Raw genomic sequence first — 12,789 nt, 5'->3', positions numbered from 1 at the left:
CATGACTCAGACCACCCCCACTCGTAGCTGGGTTGCCTCCGCCAACGGTCACACTGACTTCCCGCTGCAGAACCTGCCGCTGGGCGTGTTCAGCACCAAGGGTTCGGCGCCGCGCAGCGGTGTGGCGATTGGCGAGCATATTTTCGACTTGGAAGCGGCGCTCGAAGCAGGTCTGTTCGACGGTGCTGCGCGTGCAGCCGTCGAAGCCACCCATGGCGGTCAGCTGAACGCGTTTTTCGACCTCGGGCGTGGCGCCCGCGTGGCCCTGCGTGAGCGTCTGCTGGAACTGTTCACCGAAGGCAGCACCCTGCGCGGCAAGATCGAAGCCCAAGGCGCAAAACTGCTGCCATTGGCTACCGATTGCCAGATGCACCTGCCAGCCAAGATCAATGACTACACCGACTTCTACGTTGGCATTGAGCACGCGCAAAACGTCGGCAAACTGTTCCGCCCGGACAACCCGCTGCTGCCGAACTATAAGTACGTGCCGATTGGCTACCACGGCCGTGCATCGACCATTCGCCCGTCCGGCACCGACGTGCGTCGTCCGAAAGGCCAGACCCTGCCCGCCGGTCAGACCGAGCCAACGTTTGGCCCTTGCGCGCGGCTGGACTATGAACTGGAACTCGGCATCTGGATCGGTCAAGGCAATGAAATGGGCGACTCGATTGCCATTGGCGACGCCGCCGAGCACATCGCCGGTTTTTGCCTGCTGAATGACTGGTCGGCGCGCGACATCCAGGCCTGGGAATACCAGCCACTGGGGCCGTTCCTGTCGAAAAGCTTCATTACCAGCATCTCGCCGTGGGTCGTCACCGCTGAAGCATTGGAGCCGTTCCGCCGTGCCCAACCGGCGCGTCCCGAGGGCGATCCGCAACCGCTGCCGTACCTGTTCGACAAACGCGATCAGGCCGCGGGCGCCTTCGATATCGAACTGGAAGTGCTGCTGCTCACCGAAGCCATGCGCGAACAAAACCTGCCAGCCCATCGCCTGACGCTGAGCAACACTCAATACATGTACTGGACCGTGGCGCAAATGGTCGCGCACCACAGCGTCAACGGTTGCCAGTTGCAGGCCGGTGACCTGTTCGGTTCGGGCACCTTGTCGGGGCCGGAAAACGGTCAGTTCGGCAGCCTGCTGGAAATCACCGAAGGCGGTAAAAAGCCGATCGAGCTGGCTTCGGGCGAGGTGCGCAAGTTCCTTGAAGACGGCGACGAAATCATCCTGCGCGCACGCTGCAGCCGTGACGGTTTCGCCTCCATTGGTTTCGGTGAATGCCGCGGCAAAATCCTGCCGGCACGTTAAGAGGTTCAGGCCATGGAACTCTTTACCTACTACCGTTCGACGTCGTCCTTTCGGGTGCGCATTGCCCTGGCACTCAAAGGGCTGGAGTACCAGGCGCTGCCGATCAACTTGATCGCACCGCAAGGTGGCGAACACCAGCAACCGGCTTATTTGCACATCAACCCGCAAGGCCGGGTACCAGCCTTGCGCACCGATGAAGGCGAGTTGCTGATCCAGTCCCCGGCGATCATCGAGTACCTGGAGGAGCGTTATCCACAGGTGCCGCTGCTGTCCAAAGACCTGGCCAGGCGCGCGCATGAGCGTGGGGTGGCGGCGTTGATCGGTTGCGACATTCATCCGCTGCACAACGTCAGCGTGCTTAATCAACTGCGCCAACTCGGTCATGATGAGCCGCAGGTGGTGCACTGGATCGGCCACTGGATTACTCAGGGGCTGGCGGCGGTCGAGCACTTGATTGGCGACGAGGGGTACTGTTTCGGCAGCGCGCCGGGGTTGGCGGATGTCTACCTGATCCCGCAGCTGTACGCGGCCGAGCGGTTCAACATTTCCCTTGAGGCGTATCCACGGATTCGCCGGGTCGCGGCGCTGGCAGCGCAGCATCCGGCCTTCATCAAGGCCCACCCGGCGAATCAGCCCGATACCCCATAGCTGAACGGACACTTTGTTCTTGTGGCGAGGGAGCTTGCTCCCGCTGGAGTGCGAAGCGCTCCAAAAACAGGCAGTAACACTGTTTCTGAAGGATCTCATTCGCCGGTTTTGGGGCTGCTGCGCAGCCCAGCGGGAGCAAGCTCCCTCGCCACAGGAATGCAGTGGTTAAAGGGTTAATGCACGATGGCGTTAGGTGGCAAATGCCCCAGCCGTTCAGTCAGGCGGATGCGCTGGATCGGGTCGTCGGTGAGCAGCAAGGCATGCTCCAGGTCGAAACGCTCGGCGTTGGGACATTCCAGCCGTTGATAGAGGCTGGCGCGGGCCAGGTAGTCGCTGACGCAAGCGTTGCCGAGTTCCAGCACCCGCTCGGCATCGATCAGCGCGTCGATGTTGTCGTCGTTGGTTAAATGCAACTGGCGCAAATTGCGCGACAGTCGCTGGAGCATCTGGACCGGTTCGCTGGTAAGCAGATGCTCGGCGTTGAGCTGCATGTTCGGACCGTACTGGCGCTGCAGCAACTCGCGGCAGTCGTTGGGGTACAAGCGCCGACCGCCACACGGGTCGAGCAAATGATCGGCACCCGGCACCCGCAACAGAAAATGCCCGGGAAAATTCACCCCGACCATTGGGATCTCCAGCCGTCGGGCCAGCTCCAGCGCGATCAAACCGAGGGCCAGCGGTTGTCCGCGCCGGCGTTCCAGCACCTTGTTGAGCAGCGCCGCCTGCGGGCGCAGCGGGATGGACTCGTCCTGTCGATAACCCATGTCATTGAGTCGCCGCAACAACGGTTGGGCCAATTCGCTGACCGGCAACATGGGTAAACCGGCACTGACCCGTTGTTGCAGGTCCTTGAATTGCTCCAGCAGTACCTCGGGCTTCACCTGTGGATCGTGTTCGGCAGCGATCCACAGCGCCGCTTCGAAGAGCGCCGGTGGCGAGCGTTGCAGACAAGCGAAAAAAGCGTGGCGCGGGTTCATCAAAATCTCCGGCGGATGCCTCGTTTTAGCCCCGTCTCAGGCATTCGTCCAGTGCTCTACACATGCCGTTGCAGGTTATGTCTTAAAGGCTGTAAAACCGCTTCTGCTTATTCCGGTGCGCTTCAGCAATTTTCAGCCGCAGGCCTATACTGGCGACTACAAGAAGTGATTCGGGAGCCCTACGATGTTCGCTCTCATGCAAAGCACTCGCCTTGAATCGCTGCACCTGAGCGTTGACCCGGTGACCGGGTTGAAGGCGGTGATCGCCATTCATTGCAGCCGTTTGGGTCCCGCCCTTGGTGGCTGCCGTTACCTTGCCTATCCCGACGATGAAAGCGCCGTGGTGGATGCTGCGCGCCTGGCGCAAGGCATGAGTTACAAGGCCGCGCTGGCCGGGCTGGCGCAGGGTGGCGGGGTGGCGGTGATCGTTCGTCCGCCCCATGTCGAAAGCCGCGCAGCCTTGTTCGAGGCCTTCGGCCGCGTTGTCGAACAGCTCGACGGTCGCTACATCACGGCCATCGACAGCGGTACTTCGGTCGCCGACATGGATTGCATTGCCCAGACAACCCAGCATGTCACTAGCACCACCGCCGCCGGCGATCCGGCGCCGCATGCCGCCATGGGGGTGTTCGCCGGTATTCGCGCCACGGCCATGGCCCGCTTGGGCAGTGACAACCTCGAAGGCCTGCGGGTGGCGGTCCAGGGGTTGGGCAATGTCGGTTTTGCCCTCGCCGAGCAACTGCATGCCGCCGGGGCTGAATTGCTGGTCAGCGACATCGACGCCGGCAAGGTACAACTGGCCATCGAACAGTTGGGCGCCCGTCCGATTGCCAACGAATCGCTGCTCAGCACCCCGTGCGACATTCTCGCGCCTTGTGGGCTGGGCGGCGTGCTCAACAGCCACAGCGTTGCGCAATTGCGCTGCGCCGCAGTGGCCGGTTCGGCCAACAATCAGCTGACCAACCTGCTGGTGGCCGACCAGTTGGAAAACCGCGGCATTCTGTATGCGCCGGACTACGTGATCAATTCCGGCGGGTTGATTTATGTATCGCTCAAACACCGTGGCGAGGCGTTGTCGAACATCACCGCGCACCTCTCGAAAATCAGCTCGCGGCTGACTGAAGTCTTCGCCCATGCCCAGGCTGAAAAACGCTCGCCGGCCCGGGTGGCGGATGAGCTGGCAGAGAAAGTGCTGTACCGATGACGGAGTGAGGGCCTTACCCGGTCGACTTGCTCCCTGAGCCTGGCGCCACAAGCATCAGGCCCGACAACGGCACGCTGACCCGGCGTGCAAGGAGCCGTTTCATGCCTCGTAACAAGGTCGACCTTCCCTACACCCGCTATTTATCCCCCGACGGCCAGGCATTGAGCGAACTTCCCGCCTGGGCCGACGACTTCAATCTGCTGACCCGCCTCTACCGGCAAATGGTCCTGACCCGTCTCTTCGATCAAAAAGCCGTCGCCCTGCAACGCACCGGGCGCATCGGCACTTACGCGCCGACCCTCGGCCAGGAAGCGATCGGCGTGGCAGTCGGCAGCCTGATGCATCCTGAGGACGTGCTGATCCCGTATTACCGCGACACTGGCGTGCAATTGATGCGCGGGGTGCGCATGGAAGAGATTTTGCTGTACTGGGGCGGCGATGAGCGCGGCAGCGACTTTGCCGAGCCCGCGGCGGTCGAGGACTTCCCGATCTGCGTGCCGATCGCCACCCAGGCGCTGCACGCGTGCGGAGTCGCCAGTGCATTCAAGATTCGTGGCGAGCACCGGGTAGCCGTGACCACCTGCGGCGATGGCGCCACCAGCAAGGGCGACTTTCTTGAGGCCTTGAACGTCGCGGGGGCCTGGCAGTTGCCGGTGGTGTTCGTGATCAACAACAACCAGTGGGCGATCTCGGTGCCACGGCGGATTCAATGCGCGGCGCCGACCCTGGCACAGAAGGCGATTGGCGCCGGTTTCCACGGCGAGCAAGTCGATGGCAACGACATAATCGCAGTCTACGACCGGGTGCAAATCGCCCTCGAACGTGCGCGTCACGGTAAAGGTCCGGTGTTGCTGGAATGCGTGAGTTACCGCCTCGGCGATCACACCACCGCAGACGATGCGACCCGCTATCGCCCGGCCGAAGAGGTCAAACAGGCCTGGCTTGAAGAACCGGTCAAGCGCTTGCAACGTTATCTGGCCGGGCAGGGCGTGTGGGACGAAGGGCGTGAACAGGCGCTGATTGCCGAATGTCAGGCGCTGGTGCAGGGCGCTGTGGATAACTTCGATGCGGCTGGCCAACAGTCAGCTGAATCGGTGATCGATCACGTTTATGCCCAGTGGCCGGCGGCTTTGGCCGAGCAGCGCGAGTGGTTGCTCGAACGCGCGGCGCGCCGAGCAGGAGGGCCCGCCCATGAGTAACGGCAAAGTCACGCTGCTGGAGGCGATCAACCTGGCGTTGCATCGAGCGATGCGCGAGGACGAAAACGTGATTGTGCTCGGTGAGGACGTTGGCGTGAACGGCGGTGTGTTTCGCGCCACGCTAGGATTGCGCGACAGCTTTGGCTTCAAGCGGGTGATCGATACGCCGCTGGCCGAAACCATGCTCGGCGGGCTGGTGATCGGCATGGCGGCCCAAGGTTTGAAACCGGTGCTGGAAATCCAGTTCATGGGCTTCATCTACGCGGCCATGGAGCACCTGGTGTCGCACGCCAGCCGCATGCGCAATCGCACGCGCGGGCGGATCACTTGCCCGATGGTGCTGCGCACACCGATGGGCGCGGGCATTCGTGCGCCGGAACATCACAGTGAAAGCACCGAGGCGCTGTTTGCGCATATCCCAGGGTTACGCGTGGTGATTCCTTCGTCACCGGCGCGGGCTTATGGGCTACTGCTGGCGGCCATCGATGACCCGGACCCGGTGATCTTTCTCGAACCGACGCGGCTCTACCGAATGAACCCGCAACCGTTGATCGACGATGGCAAACGCCTGCCGCTCGATACCTGCTTCACCTTGCGTGAAGGCAGCGATATCACCCTGATCAGCTGGGGCGCCAGCGTCATGGAAACCTTGCAGGCGGCCGATGCGCTGGCGGAACAAGGGATTTCGGCCGAGGTGATCGATGTCGCGAGCATCAAGCCGCTGGACCTCGACACGCTGGAGGCGTCGGTGCGCAAGACCGGCCGTTGCGTGATCGTCCATGAAGCGCCACGAACCTGTGGCGTCGGCGCGGAAATCGCCGCCAGCCTCTATGAACGTGCGTTGCTGGATTTGCAGGCGCCGATCCTGCGGGTCACCGCGCCGGACATTCCGCCACCGCTGTATCGGCAAGAGTTGCTGTACATGCCCAACGTCGAAGACATCCTTCACGCCTGCGACAGCGTGCTCCACCACTTCTAAAGAGGCGCCTGAGGCCCGGGAGGCTGCAATGAAATATTTCAAACTGCCTGACTTGGGCGAAGGGCTTCAAGAAGCGGAAATCGTCGAATGGCACGTCAAGGTCGGCGATACGGTGAAGGCCGATCAACTGTTGGTTTCGGTGGAAACTGCCAAGGCCCTGGTGGATATTCCCGCACCTTACGACGGTGTGGTGGCGAAAACCTTCGGCGGTGAAGGTGACATCCTGCACGTCGGCGAGCCCTTGCTGGGGTATGAAGGCGAGGCGGATGCCGGCACGGTGGTGGGGCGGCTTGAAGGTGGCGGCAGCCATCAGGACGATCAGTTTTTCGTTGGCGCCGCGCCCTCGACCCGTGAACACATGAGTCCTCGCGCAACCCCGGCGGTACGGCAATTGGCCCGGCAACTGGGCGTCGAGTTGACTGGGCTGAGCGGGTCCGGCCCCGATGGGCTGATCACCCGCAGCGATGTGGAAAGTGCCTCGCAAACCGAGCGCGACAAATTTGGCGGGGAGAAGCTGCGCGGGGTGCGCCGCAGCATGGCGCAAAACATGGCCAGGTCCCACGCGGAGGTGGTGCCGGTGACCCTCTACGCCGATGCCGACCTGCATCGCTGGGGCCGTGCCCGCGATCCGTTGATCCGTTTGGCCAAGGCCATGGCGGCTGCCTGTGCCGTGGAGCCGATGCTCAACAGTGGCTTTGATGGCAAGTCCTTGTCGATCAAGCACCACGACGCCCTGAATCTGGGCATTGCCGTCGACACCCCCGATGGTTTGTTCGTGCCGGTGTTGCGCGATGTGGGTAATCGCTCGTCAGATGATTTGAAAGAAGGCATCACCCGCTTGCGCGCCGACGTGCAGGCGCGTTCGATCCCGGCCAAGGAAATGATGGGCGCGACCCTGACCTTATCGAACTTCGGCACCATGTTCGGGCGCTATGCCAACCCGGTAGTCGTACCGCCGCAAGTGGCGATCCTCGCGGCCGGTGCCATTCGTGACGAACCGGTGGCGATGGCGGGCAAGGTTGTGGTGCACCCGATATTGCCGCTGTCGCTGACTTTCGATCACCGGGTGGTGACGGGAGGGGAAGCGGCACGGTTCTTCAAGGTGTTGGTCGAGGCACTGGAACAACCGGACAGTTGAAACGCGGGCATGAAAAAGGCCCTGAGTCAGTGACTCAGGGCCTATTCAATTCGGGCGTTGCTTACTTCGCGGGCTTAGCCGATTTCGCGGGTTTGGCAGGCTCCGCTGGCTCGGCTGGTTCCGTTGGCTCTGCAGGTGCAGCGGCTGCAACCGGCACGTTGAGCAATTCGGACAGGGCGTCCGGCTGGCTCTTGAACGCCTTGGCGAACACATCGCGGTTTTTCGCCATGTAGATCCCGGCTTCTTCCACCTGTTGCTCAGTCAGCGATGGAACTGCTTTTTGCAACACTTCAGCCAGCAATTCAGCCAGTTCGAGCATTTTGTCATGACGGTCAGCTTCGGCTTTATCCATGAACAAGCGCTCCAGATCTCGGCTGCTGCGGTATACCACTTCGACGGCCATTCACCACCTCACATGCCTTCACGATAGTTGTCTTTTGCGACTACTGTATTTATATACAGTCAAAAGGATAAGCGAATCCCTGCGCTTTGGGTAGTGGCTTTTTAATGTAGACCGGATTCAGGATTTGTCAGGCGGAGCGAGTGGCCCAATCGCTTGTTCCAGCTGCCGTACCCGCGAGGCTACGTCTAGCTCTCGTAGCAGCTGTCGAGCCCGCGAGGCTGCGTCCGGCCGCAAAGCGGTCGTAAAATCAGGCAATGCGTTCTTTCAGGCGAACCGCGTACGCAGGATTTGCGAGGACTGCACCCGATCGCGGTCCGCCTCTAACGCAGCCTCGCAGGCTCGACAGCTGCTACGGCAATAACGGGAGTTACGGCAATAACGAGAGTTAGGCGCAGGCCGTGGTTACTGTGCCGCGATGCTGTAGCCGTCGAACGCCGTCTGCTGTTGCAGGGCGGTGACGATGGCTTTGCGGGTGGCCGGTTGTTCGGTACCGGCATTGTCGATGAAGGTCTCGCTGGCAAGCTCTGCCTCGTCGCCTTCACCCACAAAGGTGAAACCGAGGAATTCGAAGGCTTCACGGTCGACGTACGGTTTGGAGCGCGGATTGCGCAGCGGCAGGCTGACGCTGACACCGTCCTTGCTGATGCTGAACACTTCGATTTCTTTCTTGGCGCGGGCTGCTTTGCTCTTGCCGGCGCTTGGGTTGCTGATGGCCTGATGGGTCTGGTTCAGCACTTTCAGCGCCAGGCCGTAGACCAGCTCCTGAAAGTCTGGGTCATCCTTGAAGCTCGACAGAATCCGGCTGATCGGGAACTTGCTGCTCAGGTCTTCCAGGGCTGCGATATCGGCGGCCTCGGCGTCCTTGAGTTGTTTGAGTTCGCCCATCAGTTCGTAGGCTTTGTCGTCGTCGAAGCGGTCGTGAGCCTGGCGGATGGCCGCGCGAAGCTCGCGAATCTGGTCGCTTTCTTTCGAGGTGTGGAAGGCGTCCAGGACCATCTCGCTGATGGTTTTGGCCTGCGGCACGTGTTGTGAAAGATTGATGGAGTTTTCGTATTCCGCTTTGGACGACAAGGTGATTACGGATTCAGCGGTGTTGGAATCTGGCATTGAAAATTCACTACTTCTTTAAACAGAATTTGAGACGAGAACGGCATCGGCGTTTTCGGGTCGCTTAATCTATTGGACCGCTGCGATGTTGTCACGGACCAACGGACGATCAGGGCAACACAGCGACCGATGTGACCGCAACAGCGGCCAATCGTTGCGCAAAAAAAGCCCCGCGTTCGATTCGAAGGCGGGGCTGGCAGTCCGGCGGGCATTGGGTATTCAGTTCATTTCGGCGACCAGCACTTCAACCATGGCCTTGGCGATAAAGCGTGGGTTGTTTTTTAACCAGCGGGAGCGCTTTTGAGTGCCCGCAGCGTCATCAACTCGCGGTACAGCGTGATTGCCCGACCGCAAAAGAGCCCGAGCGTAAACCCCGAGGCGATACCGGTGAGTGCCAGCATCTGCACACTGGCCGAGCGCTCCGGGTGAACGGCGGATTGATAGCCGATGAAGTACTTCACCGCAAAGAACAGCAGAGAGATGTAGAGAATTTTCCAGGTGCCGGGAACGATCAGGTCTTTACCGTCGCTGTCCAGCGTCAGGCCATGGCGCGAGAACAACGCAATCGCCGCCAGACTGCCCAGAGCGATACCGGCGAGCCAGCTGCCCAGCGCCAACTCGGGTTGTTCGTGGTAGTTCAGTGAAAAGAATGACCAGAGCGTCAGGATGCCCGGTGTGATGAACAGGGACCGTTTGCTTTCGCGGCTGGGCGTCCTGGCCCTGAGCCCGTAATAACAGATCAACAGGAAAACCCCGTAGACCCACAGCGGTGTGCCTTGCAGGATATCGAGCATCAGCGGATACCTGCGCGGGGTTGAGGCGGGGTGGTTTGGTAAAACATGGTCAGCGTCCTTGCTTGAGTCAATGTCATGGAGGCTAGCGGATTATCGCTGGGGCGAATTCAGATTCATCGAGCGAACCGCCAACGCGCTCGCCGTTTCCTCATCCACCGGCAGCGAAAAACGGAAGGTCGCGCCTTGTCCTGGCACATCGAGCAAGTGAATCTCGCGGCCATGCAGCTGCAGAATCCGGTGCACGATGCGTAATCCCAAACCACCGTCGCGGCGTGCGCCACCAATGTTGAAGGGCCGCAGGAACAAGCCCTCGCGCAGTTCCGCGGCGATGCCCGGGCCGCTGTCGCTGACGGTGATCTCGACGAACTTGCCTTGCGGGACAAGGCTGATGTCGATTTCCCCACCATCGGGTGTGTGGCGCAAGGCGTTGTCGAACAGGTTGGTCAGCACACGCTCGATCAGCCCAAGGTCGGCGCAGACCGCCGAGACATTCGGTGCGAAGCTTGCCTTGAGCTGCACGTGTCGGGCTTCGGCGGTCAGCTCGAATTTCTGAAAGATGTCCTGCACCAGATCGGTCAGGGAAAAACGCTCCAGCACCGGCTGGACGAAGCCGTGTTCCAGGCGCACCAGTTCCAGCAATGACTGCGCCAGGCCGCCGACCTTGCGGCTCTGGTCGAGGGCGATGCCCAGATAGCGGCGGCGCTCGGCCGGGGTCAGGCTGGCGTCTTTCAACGACAGGGTTTCGAGGTAGCCATGCAGCGATGCCAGCGGTGTGCGCAGGTCGTGGGAGATATTGGCGACCAGCTCGCGGCGCTCCTGATCCTGGCGGGTCAGGGAACGCCATTGTTCGCCCAGGCGTTTTTGCATCTGCCGGAAGGCGGCATCGAGCACGGCGATTTCGTCCTGAGTGGCGAGGTTCTCCGCTGGACCTGAGGGCGCCGGCGAGGGCGGGGCGACCGGTACGCCGTCAATGTCGAAATGCGCGACCGTGTCGGTCAAGCGGCGTAGCGGCCGGGTGATCAGGGTAAACGCCGTGAGACCGGCGATCAGGCACAGCAACGCGACCATCCCGATCGACCACAGCGCGGTGTTCAGCGCGGCGCTGGTGGCGCCGCGTTCGGCGTAGCGGTCATGTTCTTCGCTGAGCAGCACCACGTAGAGATAGCCGACCTGCTGACCGTTGACCTTGAGCGGTGCGGCGCTGAACACCTTGCGCCCGTCGATGCTGCGCGGGTCGTCGCCGAGAATCGGCAGGGCTTCACCGTTGAGCAGGCGCCGCACGGGCGCCAGATCGACCTGCTCGCGACGCAGGTGGCCTTCGGGCGCCGCATTGCCGACCACCCGGCCGCTGCTGTCGAGCAGGTACACCTCGACGCTCGGGTTCACCAGCATCAACTGGCTGAACAACTCGCGCAGTGCATCGGGTTTCAGGCCATTGGCGTCCATCAACTGGGTGTCGTGGGCGATGTGCTGCGCCAGATCCCGGGACAAGCCTTGCACCACTTCCAGCTCATGCATGTGGTTGGAGCGCACTTGCATCCACACCGACGTGCCGCTGCACACCAACAGCAGCAGGGCGAACACCGCCGACAGGCGCTGGGTGAGTGTCAGTCTCATGGCTGCTCCTGCGCCGGGGCGAATTTATAGCCACGGCCCCACACCGTGAGAATCCGCACCGGTTGCGCCGGGTCGGTTTCGATCTTGGAGCGCAGACGATTGATGTGAGTGTTGACGGTGTGCTCGTAGCCTTCGTGGCTGTAACCCCAGACGGCGTTCAGCAGGTCCATGCGCGAGAAGACCTTGCCCGGCTGCCGGGCGAAAAAGTACAGCAGGTCGAACTCGCGTGGGGTGAGGTCCAGGCGCTTGCCGTCGAGCGACACATCGCGGGTGATCGGGTCGATGAACAGCCCGTCGCAGGTCAAGCTGCCAGCGTCCATTTTCAGGTTGCGGGCCATGGCGTCGACCCGTCGCAGCAGGGCCTTGACCCGCGCCACCAGCTCAAGCATCGAAAACGGTTTGGCCAGGTAATCGTCGGCGCCCAGCTCCAGGCCAAGAATGCGGTGCATTTCGCTCGACCGGGCGCTGGTGATGATGATCGGGGTGTAACGGGCCATGGCGCGGGCGCGGCGGCAGATTTCCAGGCCGTCGACGCCCGGCAGCATCAGGTCGAGGATCAGCGCATCCCAACTGCCTTGCTCGAGCAGGCGCAAGCCTTCGTTGCCATCGGCGCTGTGCACGACCTCGAAGTGTTCGTCGCGCAGGTGCAGGCAGATCAGGTCGGCGATGTGTTTGTCGTCCTCGACCACCAGGACGCGTTTGGGTTGATCCATTGGGACTTAATCCTGTTGCGCAGTGCACGTATTGTGCGGGGTTTTCCCTCGGCGAGTTATCACGAATTGTTTAACTCCACGTGAGGATTTGGCGATCACCTCAAGCCTAGGCTGTGTTCCATGTCATCCACGGCGGATTTAGGGAGAGGGCCATGTTTTCACGGCGACAGATTCTTCTAACGGGCGGCGGGCTGGGCCTTGCGGCGCTGGTTGCCGGTGTATTGCCAAAAATGACCGGAGGCTCGCTGCTGATCAGCGAGGCGAGCGCTGCCGAGACCTTTGAGGTCACCCATAGCGATGCCGAGTGGCACAAGCTGCTCAGCGCCGAGCAGTACGAAATCCTGCGCGAAGAGGGCACCGAACGGGCCTATTCCAGCGCACTGAACAATGAACACCGCGACGGTATCTTCGCTTGCGCCGGGTGCGATCTGGCGCTGTTTTCATCGAAAACAAAATTCGACAGCCATACCGGTTGGCCGAGTTTCTGGGCGCCCCTGGAGCATGCCGTCGCGACCCGCGAAGACCGCTCGTTCGGCGTGCTGCGCGAGGAAGTTCACTGTCGACGCTGCGGCGGCCATCTGGGCCATGTGTTCAACGACGGGCCAAAACCGACCGGTCTGCGCTACTGCATGAACGGTCTGGCGATGACCTTCAAGCCGCAAGCGGCCTGACACCATGGGCAGGCTTTTTCCTTCACTTCATAC

The 12,789-nt window shown here is 61.6% G+C and carries 12 protein-coding genes and 1 pseudogene; 7 read left to right on the top strand and 6 right to left on the bottom strand.

Annotated features, from left to right (window positions below; all coding sequences use genetic code 11):
• The first annotated feature begins 1 nt into the window (after position 1).
• Together fahA and maiA are read left to right on the top strand one after the other, a co-directional pair.
• Entirely contained in the window at positions 2 to 1,306 is a 1,305-nt protein-coding gene (gene fahA, locus AC1RJ3_RS12035; RefSeq protein ID WP_489111861.1) for a fumarylacetoacetase, read from the top strand.
• 12 nt (positions 1,307 to 1,318) lie between these two features.
• Positions 1,319 to 1,954, top strand: coding sequence for a maleylacetoacetate isomerase (gene maiA, locus AC1RJ3_RS12030; protein WP_103318145.1), 636 nt, complete (start codon positions 1,319 to 1,321; stop codon positions 1,952 to 1,954).
• A gap of 173 nt (positions 1,955 to 2,127) precedes the next feature.
• Here maiA and AC1RJ3_RS12025 read toward each other — a convergent pair whose 3' ends face one another.
• Positions 2,128 to 2,931: a SirB1 family protein gene (locus AC1RJ3_RS12025; protein WP_054595754.1), complete on the bottom strand. Its 804-nt coding sequence runs from the start codon at positions 2,929 to 2,931 to the stop codon at positions 2,128 to 2,130.
• 184 nt (positions 2,932 to 3,115) lie between these two features.
• Here AC1RJ3_RS12025 and AC1RJ3_RS12020 point away from each other — a divergent pair, with 184 nt between their 5' ends.
• The 4 genes from AC1RJ3_RS12020 (at position 3,116) to AC1RJ3_RS12005 (ending at position 7,451) form a co-directional block, all read left to right on the top strand.
• The gene (locus AC1RJ3_RS12020) at positions 3,116 to 4,135 is read left to right on the top strand and encodes a Leu/Phe/Val dehydrogenase (protein ID WP_054595755.1); all 1,020 of its coding nucleotides are present in this window, start codon (positions 3,116 to 3,118) and stop codon (positions 4,133 to 4,135) included.
• A 101-nt stretch (positions 4,136 to 4,236) separates the two neighbouring features.
• Complete coding sequence (pdhA, locus tag AC1RJ3_RS12015) at positions 4,237 to 5,334, top strand: pyruvate dehydrogenase (acetyl-transferring) E1 component subunit alpha (RefSeq protein ID WP_347928980.1); 1,098 nt, start codon at positions 4,237 to 4,239, stop codon at positions 5,332 to 5,334.
• On the top strand, positions 5,327 to 6,313 hold the full coding sequence (locus AC1RJ3_RS12010; protein WP_054595757.1) for an alpha-ketoacid dehydrogenase subunit beta: 987 nt from the start codon (positions 5,327 to 5,329) through the stop codon (positions 6,311 to 6,313). Before pdhA ends, AC1RJ3_RS12010 begins: the two co-directional genes overlap by 8 nt.
• A gap of 28 nt (positions 6,314 to 6,341) precedes the next feature.
• Positions 6,342 to 7,451: a dihydrolipoamide acetyltransferase family protein gene (locus AC1RJ3_RS12005; protein ID WP_493079115.1), complete on the top strand. Its 1,110-nt coding sequence runs from the start codon at positions 6,342 to 6,344 to the stop codon at positions 7,449 to 7,451.
• A 163-nt stretch (positions 7,452 to 7,614) separates the two neighbouring features.
• On the opposite strand, the pseudogene AC1RJ3_RS12000 reads toward AC1RJ3_RS12005, so the two are convergent.
• The 5 genes and pseudogenes from AC1RJ3_RS12000 to AC1RJ3_RS11980 form a co-directional block, all read right to left on the bottom strand.
• Positions 7,615 to 7,854: pseudogene (locus AC1RJ3_RS12000) on the bottom strand (YebG family protein); the annotation flags it as partial.
• Positions 7,855 to 8,256: 402 nt separating this feature from the next.
• Positions 8,257 to 8,961 carry a hypothetical protein gene (locus AC1RJ3_RS11995; RefSeq protein WP_054595759.1) on the bottom strand — a complete coding sequence of 235 codons (705 nt, stop codon included), beginning with the start codon at positions 8,959 to 8,961 and terminating at the stop codon, positions 8,257 to 8,259.
• 281 nt (positions 8,962 to 9,242) lie between these two features.
• Positions 9,243 to 9,755, bottom strand: coding sequence for a hypothetical protein (locus AC1RJ3_RS11990; protein ID WP_493079113.1), 513 nt, complete (start codon positions 9,753 to 9,755; stop codon positions 9,243 to 9,245).
• Between the two features lie 90 nt (positions 9,756 to 9,845).
• Positions 9,846 to 11,372, bottom strand: a complete 1,527-nt coding sequence (locus tag AC1RJ3_RS11985) for a sensor histidine kinase (protein WP_493079111.1) — start codon at positions 11,370 to 11,372, stop codon at positions 9,846 to 9,848.
• Positions 11,369 to 12,085, bottom strand: a complete 717-nt coding sequence (locus AC1RJ3_RS11980; protein WP_054595762.1) for a response regulator transcription factor — start codon at positions 12,083 to 12,085, stop codon at positions 11,369 to 11,371. The genes AC1RJ3_RS11985 and AC1RJ3_RS11980 overlap by 4 nt, the downstream gene beginning before the upstream one ends.
• 152 nt (positions 12,086 to 12,237) lie before the next feature.
• Between AC1RJ3_RS11980 and msrB the strand changes: the two genes are divergently transcribed.
• Positions 12,238 to 12,756 carry a peptide-methionine (R)-S-oxide reductase MsrB gene (msrB, locus tag AC1RJ3_RS11975; protein WP_493079109.1) on the top strand — a complete coding sequence of 173 codons (519 nt, stop codon included), beginning with the start codon at positions 12,238 to 12,240 and terminating at the stop codon, positions 12,754 to 12,756.
• Positions 12,757 to 12,789: the final 33 nt, after the last annotated feature.

This window comes from Pseudomonas sp. GW822-FHT04C11, assembly GCF_058800905.1.
This window is presented reverse-complemented; position numbering and strand designations above follow the sequence as displayed.